Here is a 20631-nt window from a genome sequence, read left to right as displayed (position 1 = left end):
GACATGCTTCGCTTCATTCTCAAACGCGTTTTTTGGGCTTTATTCGTCGTCTTTGTTGTGATCAGCGGCGTGTTTTTCGCTGTGCGTGGCATCGGAGATCCAGCACGTGCTCGCTTCGGACCGCAAGCGCAACAAAGTGTTTTAGATGCCTACCGTAAACAACATGGTTTGGATCGCCCGATTGTTGAGCAGTATCTTAGCTATATCGGTGGCGTCGTGCAGGGCGATTTTGGCCGTGCCCGTCAAAACGATCAACCCGTGGTTGATGTGATTGGAGCCCGATTGCCGCGAACCTTGCTTTTGGGTGCGATGGCCATGTTTTTCGAACTTCTTATCGGTCTTAGTGTCGGCATCATCGCCGCCAGCTTTCGAAACAGTTATCTGGACACAAGTCTTATGGCGCTTAGCTTTGTTGGCATAAGCGCGCCTACTTTTTTAACGGGTTTATTGTTCTTAAACTGGTGGGCTTTTCGATTGGGCTGGTTTCCGGTGGGTGGATACGGCTTAGGTCTTTGGAGCAGCATCTATCACACGATTTTGCCAGCATTTACCTTGGCTATTTTTGGCGCCGCAACCTATGCGCTCCTTATACGCAGCGAGCTCATCGAGAAACTGTTTAGTGACTATGTTCGCACCGCTCGCGCCAAAGGCCTTTCCCCGGTGCGTGTCATTTTAGCACACGGCGTGCGCAATGCACTGCTACCTGTCGTGACGCTCATGGGTCTTCAGCTTCGTACGCTGGTCTCAGGCGCCATCATCACAGAAGCCATCTTTGCTTATCCTGGAATTGGTCGACTGGCCTGGGAATCACTCAACACTTGGGATGACATGATGATTCTCAGCGTAACGACCATTTCATGTGCCGCAGTTCTAATTGGTAATACGCTTGCTGACATTGCGGTTGCCGGCCTGGATCCGCGTGTAAGGCTGGGGCATTCCTAACCCTATTGGTAAGTGGACAGTTAGGGTCAACAGTCACCACGAAACCACGTGGTGCAATGGTGAACTTTGCAAGCAAGAACCAAGGCAATCGAACACTCTTTTTCCGAGGTTTTCGTAGATCCGAGCGCCCCGGAGCGACGAGGAGGAACGTACATCAGTACTTTCCGACGAGGAGCGACGCGGTAAGCCGGAGATGTTGAGCGAGCCCTTGGGCCGCGCGAGCTCGTTTGCAAAACCTCGGGAAAAGTCCGCTCTGCGTAGGACTACCTGTCCACTTACCCCTATGATCGAGTGTGCTTCGGTTGGATGCGATAGATGCGTTGTTTGCCCTGCATGATCGGCGCACTCAGTTCAAGAAAGTCCAAGCGGATGGTCTTAGGCGCACCACTTGTTAGGCGAACGACGAGTTCGTTGTTATCAATAATTGCTTGAATTTGGCACAGTCCATACTGAGGATGTTCCACCCAATCGCCCTGCACTGGAAATTGCGATTCCCATGGGCCAGCATCGCTCACTCGAGGCGCGCGTTCAGGTGGCGGAGTGGGTTGTGTAATGCGCGGCATATCGACGAACGAGGGCCGCTCGCCTTGGCGCTCGCTCACCGCTTTCAATGTTCCAGACGAGCTTGGCATACGCCGCGGAAAGCCTGATGAGCTACGCGCCGGCGCTGGGGCAGGTGCTGGTTTGCCAGAAACTGAAACGGAGTCCAAGTCAGGCGACCAGAGCTCTAGTCCAGTTGCGGGATCGTATCGCCGTTGCAAGGTCACATCGTCGAAACTTTCCACAAGAAACTCGCAAGCAAAGGCCGTACCGCGTAACAAGTGCCCGCCCAGAACTTCGATACCATTGTCCGTGTCGCGCGAAATTGTAGCATGCAAATGCACAAAACATTCGCCGTCTTTGAGCGAGATGTTGCCATTTAACTCTAGAATTTCCGATTGAGTCTCAAAGGCCCGCGCTGCACGGTAGCGTTGCTCTTGCTGATCGTATTCAGCCAGTTCAACAAACTCGAAAGCCCCAAGAGCACGTATCCATCCGCACCGAATTTGTCGTTCTTTCGCCAGGCTTAAAAATGCCTCTATAACATCTTCGCCCCGCTCCATACGGCCAACAATGCGCCGCACCTGTCTTGCTTCGGTCGCTAGCATAGAGCCGTTAGATACCATGAGCTTCGCGAGGAGTCGACACCGCCTACCTCTCCGTACTGTACACACTTTCTGCGCTCCATCGCGCCGAGAATCATCCATGAACCGCCAAAGGTTGCTATACTCGACGAAATGCTTTCGAGCCGCTTCTGTTTCTGTTGGCGCCCCATTTCACTTGCTAAGGCAGTAGCATGGCTATGGTTTTGCGCTTCGCTCGTTGCTTGCGGTTCCGATAGCATTGAGCGTGAGCTCATCGTTGAGCTGCGCACCGATCTCGTCCCGGGCATTGAGTTTGTGGGCGTTCGCACAACACTACAAACCGATGCCGGCATTTTGGGCGCAGAAACGGAAGCGCTCAAAACAGATGACTATATTGCTGCCGCACGCATTGCCGAATTTAGACAACTGCAAACTGGCGATATGACTATTACCGTCGAGTTGCTCGATTTCGACGGAAACACTATTGTTTCCAGACCCACCAAAGTGATTCTATTGGGAAGACTTGGCCTAACTGTTGTCATCACACGCAGCTGCCTGAACGTGCAATGCCCGCAGACGAATGGCGATCCAAACGCAACCGCCTGCTTGGCCGGAAACTGCGTCGATACACGATGCCATCCCGGCAACCCAAGTTATTGCCCTGATTTACAATGTTTGCAAAACACCGATTGCGCAGATCAAAATGCTTGCTCTGAAGCCAACTGCCTCGATGGAGCGTGTCTTTACACATCCCTTGCAAAAAGCTGCGTACAAGACATTCAGTGGTGTATTCCTGAACAAGGTTGTGTGGATTTCTGCGCTGATGGTCTTCACAATGAAAATGAAAGCGATGTCGATTGCGGTGGCCCACTATGCCCTGCATGCGGTTCTGGCTTATCGTGTTTTCGCTCAAGCGACTGTCTATCGCAGATCTGCTCTTCTGAAACCTGTGTCGAGGCAAGTTGCTCGGACAATCTAAGGAACGCCCAAGAGCTTGGCATCGACTGCGGTGGCAGTGGATGTCCAGATTGCTGGCAAACAGAGTGGGCCGTTCAGCATACCGAACGAGACCGTCTACCAGCTACTATCTTCGCACTAACAAAGGGTATCGCCGTTGATTCGAGCGGCAACGTGTATTCCGTTGGAACGCAAGGCGAATTCGAGAGCCTGCCAGCAAGTTCAAGCACACGTCTGTTTATCGAGAAATCATCAAGCTCTGGCAGTCAGGCATGGAAAAAACACACACCGTTTACGGGCGGCAATGATTTTCACACGATGCAAGTCAGTGGAGCTAATGTTTCTACGAACAACAACCTTTATATCGCAGGGCATTTCCCCATCAATCTCGATTTCGACGGCACAGTCCTGCAAAGTGTAAATACTAACACTTACGATATTTTTCTAGCGAGTTTTTTGAGCAACGGAACCCTGCGTTGGGCAAAACGCTTTGGTGGTACAGGCAACGATCAAGCAAATGGGATGGTTACCGACATCAACGGAAACACCTATCTCGCTGGTTCTTTCGAAGGAAGCTTCACTTTCAGTGGAAATCCGGTAGTCGCAAAAGGCGTAATCGACGGTCTAATCCTGAAAATCGATCCAAATGGCGCGGAGACCTCCGCCATGTCAATAGGCGTAGCTTCATCGGCTACCCAAGTGACTGCCATTGATATCGACAGCAACAACAATTTTTATATTACCGGATGGTTTTCAAGCGATGCTTTCGATTTGGGAAATGGTGTTCTAGCAAACGAAGGCAGCTCCGATGTCTTCGTGGCAAGTTATACTTCAAGCGGAACGTTGCGCTGGGCAAAAAACTGGGGAAGTACAGCTGGAGATTCGCCCCTATCAATTCGCGTAGCCGACCCATACCGCGTTTGCTTCTATGCCACGTTTGGAGACGAGGTAACGATTGGACAGACTTCCTTTGATACCACTAGCCTAGGCAGCGGCATCGTAAGCTGTCTTTCAAGCACCTCAGGGTCGCCCGTATGGGTTTATCACCTAAAGAGCACAGGAAATACAGACATTCTTGCTCAACTGCATACTGATTTATCCCGCTATCTCTATGCGCTGGTAAGCTACTCAGGAGATCTGACTTTTAGTGGAAAAACCTTTCAAGCTGGAACAGACACCGACATCGTACTGCTACGCTTTGATATCATAGACGGAACAATCGGATGGGCAGAAAACCTCGGCAGCTCTCAGGATGATATCGGAGCAACTCTCTTTGTTAGCGATAGTGGCAAAGCTTATCTCGGCGGGAGTAGCGCGAGTAGCATTGATTTCGGCAGTGGAACTATTGGTAGTACTGGCACCGATCCCTTCGCCTGGACCACGGTACTTGATATCGTCGATCACCCTTAGGTCTCGCTTTGGGTGCGCACCGCTCGACTGAACGCTGTCATGTATTCTGCTGCGCTCATCACAGCAAACACAACGCTCACGTACATAATGACAAGACCCACTTGATGCAAATCAACACTTACGGTTGTAAATCCAAAATACAAATCATAGGGATAGTGAAGGATAAGCAAGAGCAGACCAACCATTTGAAGAGCAGTTTTGTCTTTGCCCCCGCGTCCAGCCGCCATGACAATGCCCTCGCCTGCTGCGATGCTTCGTAAGGCGTTGATCGCTAGTTCCCGTGCCACAATAACCACCACAAGCCAAGCCGGGGCACGTTGCATATCCACAAGCACCACCAACATAGCCATCACAATAAGCTTGCCGGCAAGTGGATCCAGAAACTTTCCGAGAATGCTAATTATGCCGTACTTACGCGCTAACCAGCCATCCAGCGCATCGGTGATAACGGCAAGGGTATAAACGAAGGCCGCCCAAAAGCACATTTTAGGCGTACCGCTATAAAGCAGCCACAGCACAAAAGGAATCACCACGATGCGTAAGATCGTCAAAAGATTTGGTAAATTCAGAACGCTGTTTCGCAGACCACGTGCAGACACCGGACCACCTGGGTAGTTGATGGCTCAATCTTTATCACAAATTGGCCTAAAAGGGAGTCTCTCCTTTAGCATGGCTGAATGGCCCAATATCGCACACCCGCAGTTAGGGAGCAGGAAGACTTTCTCTTCCATCTTTACCGGGCAATAGACCTTCTCAAACAAAACCAAACCATCGAAGCAAAGGAAGAAATCGAACTGGCTTTGGTGCATGCTCCAACCGATGCCAGGAGCCAAGACCTTCTAGCTCGCACCTATTACCGCATGGGAATGTATCCTTTGGCGGTCGAAATCTTTGAAAACCTCCTCAAACGTTATCCCAAGGAGCTCAACTTACGTTTGAATCTATCGCTTTCTTTTTTACGCAGTAAGCAGCCCGCTCTGGCCCTGCCTCATTTGCACCATTTCCTAACGCATCATCCCAAGCACGAACGTGCGCTTTGTTTGCTAGGTCTTGCGTATTGGAATCTGGGTCGACCGGAAGAAGCAACCCACCTATTTGAACAAGCAGGTCGCAAAGAATGGATGGCTCAACTTAGCCCTCATCCACCACAAAGCCTGCCCCATGCAACCTTAGCGGGTGGTAGCGAGACGGTGCTCGCACGCCTTGATATACGCAGTGAACCACCAACAATTCGTGAAAAGAGTTATCCTCCCAGCCTTAGCGATGATCGCGATATGCCTTCTCGCTCCGGTATTCGAAGCATCGTAGCTCAAGCGACTCCTCAGCATTCACTGGAACAATGGAAAGTTGATCCAGATCAGATTCAAGACATCACGATTGATGACGACGGACAACTTTGATTCCCTGTAAGCAAGGCGTGTGCCTGCGATTAAATCGCAGCCGTATGGCTATTGGTATTTCGACGCAACACCGCTGATGCGAATCATGCACGGTCATCCATCGCCCGAAGCTGTGGGCGGAAGCAAGCCTCTTGTTAAAATTCACGAAAAAGCCTTTATCGTATTGGAAAAGCCAAGAACGCAAAGCTATTACTGTATCGATCTAGCAATGGAAAAACTGTGCATCAAAGAAAGCGCTCTTGTCGCCTTTAGTGCATCTTTAAACTACCGCAACAGTCGTTTACCTGCCGAGGACGACAACCAGATGATTCACCTGCAGGGAAAAGGAAAAGTGATCCTAGCGCTCTCAGGAAAGCCTAAAGCCTTTCCCGTCCCAAGTGACCAAGGAATTTATCTTAGCCCACGCGCTGTCATTGGCTGGACCGGCACCTTACTTCCTGTGCTTGATACAACGATTCAATCCGAAAAGCTGGATAATCCAGGCCTAAAGTTGTGCTTGCGAGGCGAAGGAAGTCTGCTAACCACAGCAATGTGACACAGACAATTCCCGATTGGTTTTTTGCGTTAGGCGGAGCGATTCTTGCTGCCATAGCCGCCCTCACCTTGCTTCGAAAAACCAAAAAACCAAAAAAACCAAATACTTTCAACAAGTAATTTAAAACTCGTCCTAGTTTAAGGGTGAAGGCGTTTTTTTACTTTTACCCCAAATGGTATTCCAGTTGGCACGGAACCTAGGAGTGCTCGCTTTCGATGGGCCTTTGCGCATGGATTTCGGATCCGCCAGTTCAACCTCAACATCGCATAACAACGGAAAGTCCGGGTGAGGCTTCAATCGGACCACCTCACCTTGGATGGATTGCCCCTCTCGAAGCGGATGAGCTACACCCGCTTCAACGATGTCATCCCGCCGCCGTAGAACTTTGAGCCCTTGGCCATCCTCAGTCCTACCGTGAATTAGAAGTTGATCCACACGCTCTTTGCTCAAGCTTATGCCTTTGCCCACCTTTGGAACCGCAATTTTTGTCTTTTCCTTCACGCCCTACAACATGCATCGCTTTTTCTATCCGTCAAGATTCAGAGCAGCGATCGGGAAAAGAATAAGCCATCTGAGCTCGGAGTAGCGCGCCTCGTGTTGCGCATAGAAGCTCAAAGTACCGCTGATATTCCTACGTTTTCTCTCCTCAGGCCACCGTCAGCTCCCCACTGAGCTTGGTCCATTCTTTTCCCCATCACAGCACTAGTGTTACAATTGCTGGATGATACGATCGCCACTATGGATCCTCTGTTTTTTGCTTGGCTGCGGGGGAAGCCAGCCTAACGCTGTAACTTCAGCACGCCCCGGAGACCCAGAAGGCCCTCCTTCGATAAGAGCGCTTCCTGAGGCCGACGTCCCCAACGCGAAACTAAGCAAAACCATGCAACGAGGCGTCGAACTCGCCGAAGCCTGTCTCAGCATTGCGCCGCCACCCTTTCCCATCGGCCGAACAGCCGACGAACTAAATCAGTGGTCTGAGGAAACATTGCAGCCTTGGCTCAAAGAAAAAGCTCACTCAGCTGACCTTGCAAGGCAGGATCTATCGATAGCTGCAGAAGAACAACACCGCCAGCGCATTATGGCTGGTGGCATTGTCGCTTTGATGCATGAAGACATCGCGCAAACTTTGCTTTCGATTCCGATGCCAGCCGAGCTTGATTCAGAACCTGATATTGCAAAGATTTATAAAGAAACTATTGAAGCCCAAGCGCGACCTTACTTGCAGCACGCTCGGCGTGCCTATCGCGCCTGTATGCTAAACGCACGGGGTCTAGAGGGCAAAATGAAAAACTGGAGACAGTTCTGTCAGGGCAGAGCTGAACGTTTACCCCTACTCAATTACTACCCAAACGAAGAGTAGAAAACCTACTCCTTCAGGGCGAGACAAAGTGACCCAATAGATCAAGCGCGGTAGCTCCGCGTGCAAACACAACTTTTCGCGAGCTTTTTCTAGGCGCGAGCGCCCCCACAGCGACGAGGAGACACGTACATCGGTACTTGTCGACGAGGAGCGAGGAGGTAAGCCGCGGATAGGAAAAGCTCGCGAAAAGCCCTAGCAATCAAAAGGCCCTGCACGTGTAGGAAATAACAGCTACTTGCGCCTGCCAGGCGCCACTTCCCCTGTCACAGGGGAAACGGTAGCACCATTGTACGAATCAAGTTCCGCTCGATGTGCAGTATCGTTGAAGGTGTAAGCCAAGAAGATACCAACAAACAAAAGTGAGCTCAAAAAGATCAGCGCGTTGAAGCGGTTGTCATATTTGAGATGCATAAAAAACGTCACCACCAGGCTTGCCTTGATGGTCGCAATAACCACCGCCACAACCAAATTCAGTGGACCGAGCTTAACGAAGGAGACTGCCACGGTAAGCGCCGTAAGGACGAGCAGCGCCCCAAGAATTCCCACATAAAACTGCCATGAGGCAATATGAGCGTGGACTTCGCCTTCGCGACTGTTCGTGTCAAATTCCGACATAGCCTCTCCCGTTTACTCCATCAGATACAAAAGCGGAAACAAATAAATCCATACAAGGTCAACAAGATGCCAATAGAGCGCCGTAATATCCACTGGCGTGAAGTAGCGCTCGCTAAACTCGCCGCGTATGTTTCGGATCAAAATCCAAATGATGACGCCAATACCGATAAGCACGTGCAAACCGTGCACACCGGTCATGATAAAGTACAAACCAAAGAAAATACCGGTCTCCGCGGGAAGAACTACGCCATCATGCAAGTGCTGCGGGTTAAAGTATTTGCCGGGCAATAAGCCAAGATGGAACTTATGCGCATACTCAAAATACTTAACCACCATAAAGGTGCATGCGCAAAGCACCGTTATGATCAAAAAGACACTGGTGCGATTTTTCTGCCCAAGCTGCGCTGAGCGAACCGCCAGTGCAGCAGTCAGGCTGCTAAAGAGTAGCACTCCAGTATTTGCCGTACCCCAAAAAGTGTCAAGCTGCCTTGAACCCGCGGCAAAAGCATCCGGATACCAGGCGCGGAAAACAAAGTAGGCAACAAACAATCCACTAAAAAACAATACTTCCTGAGCCAAAAACAACCACATGCCGAGCTTGGCTGCATCAAACTGCTGCGCAGGCGTATCAAAATGATGCTGCAAAAAACTAGGGTGCTCGTGATGTTCGTCGGAATGCGAGCCTGTTGTTGTATTTGCCATACTTTTTTTTCCTGCTCCCCTATTCTACTATTCCGCTGGCACGCGGTTTGCTGTGATGGTGACGGGAAGGTTCTTTCCTTCATCAAACAGCTCCTCATCGGCAGCTAAGTCATAGTCATAAGGTCCACCCACCATGTTGGGTGTTTCATCAAAGTTATGAAAAGGAGGTGGGGTCGGTGTCTGCCACTCGAAGCTGGCGCTCATCCATGGATTGCGCGATGACGTTTTACCACTGATAAGTGATTTCAAAAACATACCCAACATCACCACAAAACCCACACCTAGAATATAAGCGCCAACCGAAGAAAAGCCGTGCAAGGCTTGATACTGGTCGAGGTAATCGTAGTAGCGCCTAGGCATGCCGCGTGAACCAAGCACAAACTGGGTCATAAAGGTAAGATTGAAACCAATAAACACGAGCGCCCAAGCTACTTTTTGCCACACCTTCCCCCCCAAGAAACGCAAAGACGGTTCCACCCACCATGACATAATGGAAATGAGCAACAACGAAATAAGTGTCATGCAAATGGATATCGGTAGCCAGGGTGCCTAAAAACAAACCGGTAAATCCGCCAATCGAAAACAGCGCAATAAACGAGAGCGCATATAGCATTGGAGACTGAAGCGAAATGGAACCTTTATACAAGGTAGCCGTCCAGTTAAATACTTTGACGGCCGAAGGAATAGCCACCAGGAAGGTAAGCGCTGAAAACACCATCGTTGCATATTCCGACATGCCAGAAACAAAGAGATGGTGTCCCCACACCAAAAATCCCAAAATCGCCAAGGCAACGGAACTCATGGCGACAAAAAAGTAACCAAAGATTTGATGCCTTGAAAAAGTTGCGATCAGTTCACTGATAATCGCCATGCCAGGCAGAATCATGATGTAGACCGCAGGATGAGAATAGAACCAGAAGAAGTGCTGAAACAAAATCGGATCGCCACCAAGCTTCGGATCAAAGATGCCCAAACGAAGGACGTTTTCCATGAGCAAAAGCAGCAACGTAATCGCCAAGACCGGAGTGGCAAGAACCTGGATAACGCTTGTCGCGTAGGTGCCCCAAATAAATAGATTGAGCTTTTTCCAAGTGAGTCCTGGTGCCCTCATTTTATGTACCGTGGCGATAAAATTCACGCCGGTAAGAATCGAAGAAAAGCCCATAATAAATATACCGGCTGTGGTGAGTATGACAGGCGCCGATTCTTGAACGCTGTACGGAGTGTAGAAGGTCCATCCGGTATCAAGTGAGCCACTAACCAAAGCCACAAGCAAAAACACCGTCCCGATGACGTAGATGTAATAACTCGCCAAGTTCAAACGCGGGAAAGCAACATCCTTCGCGCCCAACATAATAGGCAAGACAAAGTTACCCAGAGCAGCAGGAATCGACGGAATGATGAAGGCAAACACCATGATCGCGCCATGAAGCGTAAACATCTGATTGTAGGTGTGCGCATCGACAATGGTTTTGCCGGGGGTAAGCAACTCGGTTCGAATAAGCAACGCGAACACGCCACCTGCCAAAAATGCGACCAGAACCGAAATAAGATACAGCACGCCAATGCGCTTATGATCAAGGGTAATGAGCCAAGACTTTAACCCTCGGGCACAGTTAATATAATTCTCTCGTTCAGGTGGTGCAGCGGCGCTGGTCATAGATTCCTCACTTCAAACTCTTCAAATATGCAACAATCGCATCGATCTGGGCATCGTTGAGCGCATAAGGCGGCATTACAATGCCACCAAATCCTGCAACACGTTTTGCGTTCGGCTCGAGGATAGACTCCCGCACGTAGTTTTCATCAACCACAATGCTCGAACCATCCTCAAGCTTTTCTTTTCGCCCCCAGACGCCCCAGAAATTGGGTGCCTGTTTCATTTCGTCCGCCTTGTTTGAGTGGCAAGTCACACAGGCGTACTGCGTGTAAAGCGACTCACCCCATTGCTCGGGACTCTGTCCTGCCGGCGGGCCACCCGCTTCTTCAAGCCACTTTGTAAAAGCTGCTTCGGGCATGACTTTAACCGTTGCAAGCATGCCAAAATGGCCACTTTCGCTTTGATTGGGAGGAGCGCCACAATATTCTGTGCAAAACGCGGTGTACTCGCCCTCTTTGGTCGCTTCAAACCAAAGGGTCGAATACATGCCTGGCACCACATCGCGCTTCACGCGAAACTCAGGCACGTAAAAGCTATGAATCACGTCTTCAGAAGAAAGCACCAACTTGACCGGCTTGTTGACCGGCACCGCAAGCACGCCCGGTGACGCTGTGCCATCCGGATAGACAAACTCCCATGACCATTGCCGCGCAAGCACACGAACTTCCATCGCATCGACAGGAGCTACAGCACCATCCATGTATGCTTTAAAGCCGTAATGAAACATGAAGAACATGGGAATGAGCGGAAGAATCGTCCAAGCAATCTCAAGCTTGGTGTTCTCTATGGTGTGCCCAGTTCGTTCACGGTCACTTTTGCGTCGGAACCGTACAACGAAATAAAGCATCGTAGCCATGATGGCGACGAAAAGCACAACACTTAGCCAGTAGATAGAATAATAAAGGACATCGTGCCCCTTCGCCAAAGTCGAAGCTGCTTCAGGCAATTGAGAAAAAGTATCCACCTTAGCTAGTCTCATGAGGTTCCCTTAATCGTTTTACCGGGCAGATGCATGGAAGTGCCCCCCGTCTTATTTCGTCGTTCACGACGCCAGCTCAAAAGCAAAAAACCACCCAGTAGCAATACAGTTAAAAAGCCGCCAATTTGCATCAACCGAGTTGCAAACAAAACGTAACCCTCGCCTGGCTCGTAATGATAACAAAAGAGAATGATCTTTTCTGTTGTCGTGATGGCATGACCTTTGGATGCCTCGAGCAACCCTAAACGAAGATCATTCGCTGGAAAGTTCAACCCGTAAAGATAACGCATGACCTGTGCATCAGGACTAAGCAGTATAATTACCGCAGGATGTGCGTACTGTTTTTGCTCTGCATCGTAACGGTATTGGAAACCGACTGCTTTGGTAAGCTTGCTAATGCTTTGTTGGTCACCCACCCAAAAATGCCAGCCAGTAGCAGCGCTTTTACGGCCGTAGCGCTCTAGAATCTCTTCCCGCTTTTCAGCAGCATCGGCTGGAGTGTCTTTGGGATCGATGCTTAGCGTAAGTACATCAAACTGCTCTCCAACGCTCCAGTCCGTGTTGCGCAGTCCTTCAACCGTAGCGTGAACCACCATGCTACAAAGCACGGGACATGAATGATAAGCCAGATTCAACAGAACGGGCTTTTGGCCATTGAACAACTCCGAAAGTTTTCGTTGTTTGCCTTCATGGTCGGTGAAGCTAAGCTCAAGCGGCACGGAGGCGCCCAGCTTTTCCTTGACGTCAACGCCCGGCATCCTGTCGTTAACGTTATCTGTCTGCGCTTGCACCACGACTGGAAGCGACAAAAAAGCTAAAACACACGCCAGTCGAGCATGCAACATCATTGGACACTCTCCGGAGCAGGACTGGCTGTATCGGCAGCAGGATTCGCTGCAGTATCGGCTTTCGGCACCGCCTTCGGCGCCGCTTTCGGCAGAGCAGGCTGAGGCTTTGTGACGCTTTGCTTTTGTTCAGGCACAGGAAGCGGATCTTGAGAGCTGGCTTCTTCGATGACAGGCGGATTTTTTTCGGCAAGCACTTCGCTTGCGGCAGGTTCCATCACCGGGTTAGGAACATGGCCTCCGAATTGCAACCAACCCACCATCGCACGGCTATCACTTGACTCATTGGGCATAATCGCGGGGATGTTTCGACCATCCCGCAACAGCAAACGCTTCGCGCGTGAAACTGGCATAGTGGCCTTTGCAATCACCTGCGCCTGCGCCGTTTTCACCGCTTTAAGTTCAACAGCCGGCCGGTTACTCACCTTCTCGGTTAACTCGGCAGTTGTCATGGATGAATAATAGGAGTCAAGCACAGGCTTAAGCGCCACAAGCACGAGCACAGAAAGTACAACATACAAAAAAATCAACTGTGTTTTGGGAGGGCTTTGATTCGTTGCCATAAGTACCTACGCGTTTTCAAAATGAAGCGAACGTTCCAAGCGAGGATCGCCAATCGGAATAAGCGGGTGCCGAGTCATTTGCCAAAGCACGACGCTACCATACAACCCGCCCACAAATAACAAGCATGTGACATCCATCCAATGCGGACTGAAGCCCCCCGTTGGAGCATTAGGCATCACAAACCAATACAGCTCCATGACGTGCATGATCAACAGCCAACTTGCGGCAAAACCGAGCACACCGGTTGTGCGCTTCACATTGCGGGAAAGAATTAGTGCAAACGGAAAGAAAAAATGGCCGACTAGTAAGAAAAGACTAAATTGCTGCCATGCTCCACCATCCCAGCGCAAATGGTAGAAGGTCGCCTCTTCGGGGATTCCTGCATAACAAATCAAGAGCAATTGAGAGAAACCAATGTAGGCCCAAAAGATAACGAAGCCGAACATCAGCTTACCAAGGTCGTGGTAGTGCTCAACATTGACCGCATTTTTTAGAAAACCGCGTGAACGGAAGCTCAAGGTTACAACGATCACCGTAGCGAAAATAGCCACCGCCGATGTCGCAAAAAGATAAACGCCAAAAATCGTGGAAAACCAAGCGGGCTCCAAGGACATGATCCAGTCAAAGGCAGCAAAGGTCAGCGAAAGCCCAAAAAGGATAATACTTGGCGCCGCCATGTTTTGAAGCTTGACGGTTTTGCGCAGGTCTCGGTCCTCGTCCTGTTGCGTTGAAAGACGAAACACTCGAAGTGCCAAGAAGATCCAGATTAAGAAATAAAGCCCCGCTCGCAATAGGAAAAAAGACTCGTTTAAAAACGGTGTCTTTTTCGCCACGATGCCTTCGTGAGCAAGGTGTGAAGCTTTTTCATTATGAGGACGACTGCCATGCACCTCTGCATGACCGTGCTCGCCCTGATCGGCAGCCTGCGAATGGGCCTGGGCGACGTGATGCTCCGTATCTTTTGCGTGCCAGGGGTACAGGGTGGATATCGAAGCTGCAACCGGCAGAAACAAAAGCGCCAGAATAGGAATGCCAGCCGCAAAAAACTCAGCCGTTCGTCGCGTCGTCACTCCCCAGCTCGCACTGGTCAGATGTTGAATCAAGATAAAGAACAACGAGCCAAGAGCGAGAAAAAGCACGGAAAGAAAAGCAAAGAGATAGGAAAAAGCAAAACGCTCGGGATTGGATCCGTAAGCGACAAAGCAACCCAAAGCACCCACGAGACAAACAGCAAAAGCTGCCTTCCAAAGACTCGCAAAGACGTCACCTTTGGGAATTCGATAGTCCGAAGACGAAATGCTCTGCTTTGCTACGCTCATGGCGAGCTCTCCTTTTTAACTTCTTCTGAATCCGAATCGCTGGGCTGCTCAACCACAGCAAGCTCGGAGCTTGGTGCTTGACTAAGCTGCAAGGCACGAACATACGCGACGATGGCCCAACGGTCCTGCACCGGAATCATATGACGATAGGACGGCATGTTACCCAGACCATTGCGAATCGTCGCATAGAGTTGGCCATCAGGAATATGCCGCAAACGTGGGTCATGAAAACTCGGTGGCGGAAGCATGCCGCGTTTGACAACAATGCCTTCGCCGTTGCCTGATGCGCCATGGCAAGGCGCGCAATAAATCGCGTAGCGCTTCTGTCCTCGGTCCATCATGTTGGACCAACCGGCAAAACCTGCCGAAACACTATCCGGAATCTCAAGGACATAACCCGAATCATCTGAGAAACGCCCGAGCGACACTTCCGGCTCAATTTCCATTTCTCGAGCGACGGTTCCTTCGACAGCGGGTCGCATGGTGCGGCGGTCCTGAAAGAATGGACTCTCAGCCTGCGGGTTGTAACGAGGCTGATGATACATGTTGCGAATAGGAACAATCGGCGCTTCTTTGGAGCGCTGCCCACGACAACCTGCGGCGAGCCCAAGTGCCAAGACTAAAATGAAAAATGAAGTTTTCATGATTCTTCCTCGTGCACTAACTCCAGATAACTCGGTGCTAAGGTCTGCAGGAACTCTTGTGTCTTTGAAGCATCGAACTTGGGATCCTCGGCTGCTACGGAAAGGTAGAAACGGTCATCCGAAAAACGCTCGAAACGATCGGAGTAAAACACTGGATGGTGATGGCGCGGCAGCTTCATCAAATGAAGCAATCCAAAAAAGGTGCCAAAGCCCGTAAGCAAAATAGTGAGCTCAAACATCACCGGAATCATGGATGGGATCGCAGCCGGTGGTTTTCCGCCAATCACAAGCGGATAATCCACCCCGTTCATCCAATACATCATGGCAAAAGCAGACAGAAGGCCTGTGATCCCTCCACCCAAGGAAAGCCAGCCCAGCGGCGTGTCACGAAGCCCCATGGCTTTGTCCATGCCGTGTACAGGATACGGCGTATGCGCATCGAAGTTTTTGTAACCTGCATCGCGCAAGGCCTCGGTCGCATGGATGAGGGCCTTGGGCGTTTCAAACTCAGCCAAAACAAGTGCAGGGGCTTTTGTATTACCTTGAGTCATACTGAAACCTCCGGAGCGCTTAGCGCTGCTGGAGCCGGACTTGCTTCATGCTCAAAATGCGGATCGGCTTTGGCAAGCACGCCTTTGATTTCTGCCATGGCAATCATTGGCAACCAACGCAAGAAGAGCAAAAAGAGCGTAAAGAACAAACCAAACGAGCCAATGTAGAGCGCAATATCAATCCAAGTCGGCTTAAAGTAACCCCACGCCGAAGGCAGATAGTCCCGGTGCAGCGAGGTCGCAATAATCACAAAGCGTTCAAACCACATGCCAATATTAATCAAGATGGAAGCAGCAAACATGAAAGGAATGCTGGTACGAAAGCGCTTTATCCAAAAAAACTGAGGCACAATCACGTTGCAGCTTACCATCGTCCAGTAAGCCCAGGCATAAGGCCCTAACGCACGGTTAATGAAGACGTAGCGTTCGTACTCATTGCCCGAATACCAGGCAATGAAAAACTCCATCGCATAGGCGTAACCCACCATGCTACCGGTCGCGAGCATGAACTTGTTCATGAGCTCCAGATGCTTCATGCGCACCAAATCCGTCATGCCAAAGACAACTCGAGCAATAACAAGCAAGGTGAGCACCATCGCAAAACCAGAAAACACCGCGCCCGCAACAAAGTACGGCGGGAAAATCGTGGTGTGCCAACCGGGCACCACCGAGGTTGCAAAGTCAAAACTAACCACAGAGTGAACCGAGAGCACCAACGGCGTTGAGATGCCAGCCAGAATCAAATAAGCGCGCTCGTAGTGCTGCCAGTGACGATGTGAGCCACGCCAACCGAGCGCGAAAGCGCCATAGACCATCTTGCGTACTTTGCTTTTAGCGCGGTCGCGCAAGGTAGCCAGATCCGGAATCAAACCAGTGTACCAAAAGAGCAAGGAAATCGTGAAATAGGTACTTACCGCAAACACATCCCAAATCAGCGGGCTTTTAAAGTTGGGCCAAATGCTCATCTGGTTAGGAATCGGGAACATGTAATACGCAAACCAAATACGGCCCACGTGGATGCCCGGGAAAATACCGGCACACATCACCGCAAAAATGGTCATCGCTTCAGCAAAGCGGTTGATCGACGTACGCCACCCCTGCCTGAACAAAAACAAAATCGCCGAAATCAGCGTTCCTGCATGGCCGATACCAATCCACCACACAAAGTTGGTGATGGGCCAGCCCCAAGCAACTGGGCTGTTGTTGCCCCAGACACCAACACCCATGCAAATCACATAGGTAAGGGTGACAAGCAAAAGTCCAGTTGCGCTTAGCGAAATCAAAAAGCAGATCCACCAACCGCGCGGGGCCTTTTGTTCAGTCACACGACTTACCGCTTCGGTGACCTGATGAAAGTCCATGCCTTCGTCAAGCAAGCCGCGTTCGCCGATTTCTGTCATGGGACGATGATAGCTCATGCCTTCATCTCCGGGTTTTGGTTGCGAAGTTTAGCAAGGTAACGTGTGCGTGGTTGAGTGCCGACATCCGCAAGCAGATGATACCCACGTTGTTGCTGTGCAAGTTTAGCGACCATACTGTTTTTATCGTTCAAATCACCAAAGACAATCGCTTGCGACGGACAAGCTTGGCCGCAAGCTGGCGGGATGTCACCATCTTTGAGAGCTGTTTTATTAACTTTGCTTGTGATTTTTGCGCTCTGGATGCGCTGCACACAATACGAGCACTTCTCCATTACACCGCGCATGCGCACTGTGACGTTCGGGTTGAACTGCATCTGCTTTACGTCATCCGGTTCGCCCATGAACTCTTCCTCACCGTGATAGTTTAGGAAGTTGAAACGACGCACTTTGTACGGGCAGTTGTTCATGCAGTAGCGCGTGCCAATGCAGCGATTGTAGGCCATGTCGTTAAGGCCTTCCGGGCTGTGTGTTGTCGCGTTGACCGGACATACGTTCTCGCACGGCGCTTCTTCGCATTGCTGACACGCCACCGGCTGAAATGCCGTCTCGACCTCTTCACCCTTTTGTTCAAAGTAACGATCGATGCGAATCCAGTGCATCTCGCGACCTTTTTGCACTTGCTCTTTGCCGACGGTCGCAATGTTGTTTTCCGACTGACACGCAATCGTACGCGTTGCAACCTGTGCAGGCATTGAGATCAATGCTCATGCCCCATTTGTGACCGTCGTACACTTGCTCTTTCCAGAGCGGGCCCACAGGTGGCTCCACCGACTCGTACTGTGCAAAGTCAGGTTGAGCACGGTACTCGTCAAGTGTTCCGGACAGCGCCAAAGGCCGCCCTTCCATTTCAGCATGCTCTTGCACCTGCACAAGCGTGTAATGCTTCGCTGTGCGACTTACTTGCATCCCCGAGCGCAAGTACATGGCCGTGCTCTGACGAAGCGCCGAAGCATTAAACCCTGCACCTTTGGCGTGCTTACCGCCCTTTGCACGACCCCAGCCTGTGGCAACAAAAGCCGTGTTTTCTGCCATTCCTGGCAATAAAAACACCGGAAAACTGACAGAAGTGTCATGTTTGGCTCCGCCGCTTAGTTGCACCATATCGCCACGCACCAAGCCTAAAGCTTTGGCTGTTTTAGGGGCAAAGAGCGCCGCATTGTCCCAACAAATGCTGGTCATGGAGTCCGGAAGCTCAAGCAACCACGCGTTGTTGGCGTTGCGGCCATCTTCCATCCGGGGGTCGACCCCGAACGCAAGCTCAAGCGCATCGGCCTTTGGCGCGGCTGTATTTTTGTGTGCTGCAAGCGCCTCGTTCACTGCTGCAAAATCGGCAGTCGCACTCACTTTTTCAAAGGCGCTCTCTTCAACGACACCCTGATGCAACGCTTTGCGCCAGTTGCTTTCCGATGAGCCTACCAAAGTCGCAAAGCTCTGCCTGACTTGGCCATAACCCCGATAGTCTTTTTCGCCTGCAACCATGGCGAGCAACTCGATCACGCTGCGGCCACCAAAGAGCGGAGCAATCAAAGGTTGCTGAATCGCAAGCGTACCATCGAGCCCGCGCAAATCACCCCAGCTCTCAAGGCCATGAGCAAGCGGCAGATGCCATGTGCATTTCTCCGAGCTCTCGTCGAAATGAGTTGAAAGGTGTGCGCTAAACTTCACTTTGGAAAGAGCATCTGCAAATGCAAGATCCCCTGGCGCGTTGTACACAGGGTTGCCGCCGAGCACGATCAACGTACTGACCTGACCCGACTGCATGTCGGCCACAAGCGTGGCAAGGTCGTTTTGCTTTTCTTCAACAATGTCCTCTACTACCGGACAAAGGCTTAGGCTCATGCCCACGTTTCCAAGCGCACTGTTAAGCGCGTGAGCAAGGGCATGAACGGCCGCTGGCTGACCCTGGCCCACAAGCACAGGAGCAAGACCGCGATGATTGTAGAGTTCCTTGGCAACAGCTTTGATCCATTTTTCTGGAACATCGCTGGCTTTTGCACCGGCAACAGATGCCGTCAGCGGACCAAAATCAAGCCCATAGCTTGTGCTAAGTTCAGCACACAAGGCTTTGAGATAATTGGCTATTTGACTTGAAGCCAAAGCTAAACGGTGATCGGCATTGGCGCCGGTAAGCGAATGTGCACTTTCGACAACGTAGAGACGAAGCATGCCATCGTGCTCGGAATACACACGACGTGCCCGGGCAAATTCGCGGGCCGCACGAATGCTGCCGACTTCGGTCGACAGAAAGTTCGAATCAAGCGCTAGAATGGTACGGGCAATGGCAAAATCAACCTGGGCATGGAGCGGTTTGCCAAAGGCAATGCTGCTTCCTTTGTGCGTCGCACTGCGATCGATTGCGCTGTAAACATGGAAGGCTGCTTTGGGAAAGCGCGCCAAGACGGCTTCTCTAAGGCGCTGCTCGGTCGGTGAGACGCTCGGCAAGGACAAAAAGCGCAGCCCCTGCCCTTGTTCTTCTGCACGTGTTTTAAGCTCGGCATTCAAAGCATCGCTAAAAGACTGCCATGAACTTTTCGCTTGGCCATCGCTTTTAATAACGGATCGCGAACGCTCCGCATCGTAGAGGTTGAGCAGCTCGGCTTGAAGCACAGCATCGGTTGAACCCAGGCTTGAGTGGTGCTCAGGATTGCCCTCGATTTTAGTGGGACGACCTTCATGACTTTTGACAAGCACTCCCACTGCATCACCGCGATGCGCAAGCACGGAGGCGTAATGCAAAGGCACCCCTGGAATCATGTATTCAGGAGCATGCGTGTAAGGAAGAATCTTTTCTTCGGGTCTGCGGATACAGCCTTCAAGGCTTGCAATGGCAGCACTTAGGCCTGCAAAGGCCACAAAATCACGTCGCCCAAGCAGTTTCGCAGGATCGATCAACGCATCGTTGCCCTTGCCTGAAGTTTTCTTGTGATCGCTCATCGATGACACCCCGAACAGTGTTTTGGTGGAGCCACTGAAGCCACGTTAGCATTCGCTTGATCGGGCTTGGGCTCCCACTCCATATTAGTAATTTGATCCAAAGGACGGAGATGCGGCCCTGGGTTGCGGTGACAATCAAGGCACCAGCTCATACTTATAGGCTGCGTGATCTCGACGACTTCCATTTTATCGATCCGGCCATGGCAACTTGCGCAACCCACCCCTGCCGCCAAATGGACGCTGTGATCAAAGTAACTATGTTCCGGCAGTTTATGAACGCGCACCCATTCCATCGGATCGCCACTTTTCCAACTTGCCACGAGCTTGCGGAGGCGAGCTGAATCGGCTTTAACAATGGCATGACAGCCCATGCAGGTTTGAGTCGGAGGGATCGCCGCCTCTTGGGACACTTCCACGCTGCTGTGACAATACCGGCAATCGATACCGAGTTGCCCGGCATGCACCCGATGGCTATAGGGGACCGGCTGTTCAGGTGCGTAGCCGACTTGTAGGTTTTTTGGCGAAAAGTAGTACCACACACCCAAGGTGATACCGACCAAAGCCCCCACAGTGACAATACCAGCGATCACGGGAAGAAGGTTCAGTTTTCGTGGGAAAATTTGCATAAGAAGTGCCGTGACCCTCTAGCGCTGCAAAGGAATCTACGAT

20 protein-coding genes and 1 pseudogene are annotated in these 20631 nt (G+C 51.0%); 5 read left to right on the top strand and 16 right to left on the bottom strand.

The window, feature by feature from the left end:
• Positions 1-3 precede the first annotated feature (3 nt).
• The gene (locus IPJ88_11140; protein ID QQR88784.1) at positions 4-942 is read left to right on the top strand and encodes an ABC transporter permease; all 939 of its coding nucleotides are present in this window, start codon (positions 4-6) and stop codon (positions 940-942) included.
• Between the two features lie 281 nt (positions 943-1223).
• Here the strand turns inward: IPJ88_11140 and IPJ88_11135 are convergent, their stop codons facing one another.
• The gene (locus IPJ88_11135; GenBank protein QQR88783.1) at positions 1224-2090 is read right to left on the bottom strand and encodes a DNA-binding protein; all 867 of its coding nucleotides are present in this window, start codon (positions 2088-2090) and stop codon (positions 1224-1226) included.
• A gap of 129 nt (positions 2091-2219) precedes the next feature.
• Between IPJ88_11135 and IPJ88_11130 the strand changes: the two genes are divergently transcribed.
• Positions 2220-4433, top strand: a complete 2214-nt coding sequence (locus IPJ88_11130; GenBank protein QQR88782.1) for a PQQ-like beta-propeller repeat protein — start codon at positions 2220-2222, stop codon at positions 4431-4433.
• Here the strand turns inward: IPJ88_11130 and pgsA are convergent.
• Positions 4430-5053: a CDP-diacylglycerol--glycerol-3-phosphate 3-phosphatidyltransferase gene (gene pgsA, locus IPJ88_11125; GenBank protein QQR92022.1), complete on the bottom strand. Its 624-nt coding sequence runs from the start codon at positions 5051-5053 to the stop codon at positions 4430-4432. The two genes, IPJ88_11130 and pgsA, sit on opposite strands and share 4 nt — an antisense overlap.
• 57 nt (positions 5054-5110) lie before the next feature.
• Between pgsA and IPJ88_11120 the strand changes: the two genes are divergently transcribed.
• Both IPJ88_11120 and IPJ88_11115 read left to right on the top strand, forming a co-directional pair.
• Positions 5111-5833 carry a tetratricopeptide repeat protein gene (locus IPJ88_11120; GenBank protein QQR88781.1) on the top strand — a complete coding sequence of 241 codons (723 nt, stop codon included), beginning with the start codon at positions 5111-5113 and terminating at the stop codon, positions 5831-5833.
• Between the two features lie 19 nt (positions 5834-5852).
• A complete protein-coding gene (locus IPJ88_11115; GenBank protein ID QQR88780.1) occupies positions 5853-6368 on the top strand; it encodes an AIM24 family protein in 516 nt (171 codons plus the stop codon).
• Positions 6369-6500: 132 nt separating this feature from the next.
• Here the strand turns inward: IPJ88_11115 and IPJ88_11110 are convergent, their stop codons facing one another.
• Positions 6501-6869, bottom strand: a complete 369-nt coding sequence (locus tag IPJ88_11110; protein ID QQR88779.1) for a hypothetical protein — start codon at positions 6867-6869, stop codon at positions 6501-6503.
• Positions 6870-7089: 220 nt separating this feature from the next.
• Between IPJ88_11110 and IPJ88_11105 the strand changes: the two genes are divergently transcribed.
• Positions 7090-7728, top strand: coding sequence for a hypothetical protein (locus IPJ88_11105; GenBank protein ID QQR88778.1), 639 nt, complete (start codon positions 7090-7092; stop codon positions 7726-7728).
• Positions 7729-7959: 231 nt separating this feature from the next.
• Here IPJ88_11105 and IPJ88_11100 read toward each other — a convergent pair whose 3' ends face one another.
• The 13 genes and pseudogenes from IPJ88_11100 to IPJ88_11040 all read right to left on the bottom strand — a co-directional run bounded on the left by IPJ88_11100 (position 7960) and on the right by IPJ88_11040 (position 20588).
• Positions 7960-8343 carry a cytochrome C oxidase subunit IV family protein gene (locus IPJ88_11100; protein QQR88777.1) on the bottom strand — a complete coding sequence of 128 codons (384 nt, stop codon included), beginning with the start codon at positions 8341-8343 and terminating at the stop codon, positions 7960-7962.
• Positions 8344-8355: 12 nt separating this feature from the next.
• Positions 8356-9045: a cytochrome c oxidase subunit 3 family protein gene (locus IPJ88_11095; protein ID QQR88776.1), complete on the bottom strand. Its 690-nt coding sequence runs from the start codon at positions 9043-9045 to the stop codon at positions 8356-8358.
• A 27-nt stretch (positions 9046-9072) separates the two neighbouring features.
• Positions 9073-10705: pseudogene (locus IPJ88_11090) on the bottom strand (cbb3-type cytochrome c oxidase subunit I).
• Between the two features lie 7 nt (positions 10706-10712).
• Positions 10713-11684: a cytochrome c oxidase subunit II gene (gene coxB / locus IPJ88_11085; GenBank protein QQR88775.1), complete on the bottom strand. Its 972-nt coding sequence runs from the start codon at positions 11682-11684 to the stop codon at positions 10713-10715.
• Entirely contained in the window at positions 11681-12532 is an 852-nt protein-coding gene (locus tag IPJ88_11080; GenBank protein ID QQR88774.1) for an SCO family protein, read from the bottom strand. The genes coxB and IPJ88_11080 overlap by 4 nt, the downstream gene beginning before the upstream one ends.
• Positions 12529-13092, bottom strand: a complete 564-nt coding sequence (locus tag IPJ88_11075) for a hypothetical protein (protein QQR88773.1) — start codon at positions 13090-13092, stop codon at positions 12529-12531. The genes IPJ88_11080 and IPJ88_11075 overlap by 4 nt, the downstream gene beginning before the upstream one ends.
• 6 nt (positions 13093-13098) lie before the next feature.
• The gene (locus IPJ88_11070; GenBank protein QQR88772.1) at positions 13099-14412 is read right to left on the bottom strand and encodes a quinol:cytochrome C oxidoreductase; all 1314 of its coding nucleotides are present in this window, start codon (positions 14410-14412) and stop codon (positions 13099-13101) included.
• A complete protein-coding gene (locus IPJ88_11065) occupies positions 14409-15056 on the bottom strand; it encodes a cytochrome c (protein QQR88771.1) in 648 nt (215 codons plus the stop codon). Before IPJ88_11065 ends, IPJ88_11070 begins: the two co-directional genes overlap by 4 nt.
• Positions 15053-15607 carry a DUF3341 domain-containing protein gene (locus tag IPJ88_11060; protein ID QQR88770.1) on the bottom strand — a complete coding sequence of 185 codons (555 nt, stop codon included), beginning with the start codon at positions 15605-15607 and terminating at the stop codon, positions 15053-15055. Before IPJ88_11060 ends, IPJ88_11065 begins: the two co-directional genes overlap by 4 nt.
• A complete protein-coding gene (gene nrfD / locus IPJ88_11055) occupies positions 15604-17007 on the bottom strand; it encodes a polysulfide reductase NrfD (protein QQR92021.1) in 1404 nt (467 codons plus the stop codon). Before nrfD ends, IPJ88_11060 begins: the two co-directional genes overlap by 4 nt.
• A 14-nt stretch (positions 17008-17021) precedes the next feature.
• The gene (locus IPJ88_11050) at positions 17022-17627 is read right to left on the bottom strand and encodes a 4Fe-4S dicluster domain-containing protein (GenBank protein QQR88769.1); all 606 of its coding nucleotides are present in this window, start codon (positions 17625-17627) and stop codon (positions 17022-17024) included.
• Positions 17596-19962, bottom strand: a complete 2367-nt coding sequence (locus tag IPJ88_11045) for a molybdopterin oxidoreductase (GenBank protein ID QQR88768.1) — start codon at positions 19960-19962, stop codon at positions 17596-17598. Before IPJ88_11045 ends, IPJ88_11050 begins: the two co-directional genes overlap by 32 nt.
• Positions 19959-20588 carry a cytochrome c3 family protein gene (locus IPJ88_11040; protein QQR88767.1) on the bottom strand — a complete coding sequence of 210 codons (630 nt, stop codon included), beginning with the start codon at positions 20586-20588 and terminating at the stop codon, positions 19959-19961. The genes IPJ88_11045 and IPJ88_11040 overlap by 4 nt, the downstream gene beginning before the upstream one ends.
• Positions 20589-20631 lie beyond the last annotated feature (43 nt).

Source organism: Myxococcales bacterium (genome assembly GCA_016699535.1).
In the GTDB taxonomy this organism is placed as follows: Bacteria; Myxococcota_A; Polyangia; order Polyangiales.
The sequence above is the reverse complement of the archived record's forward strand: the minus strand, read 5'-3'. Positions and strand labels throughout refer to the sequence as shown.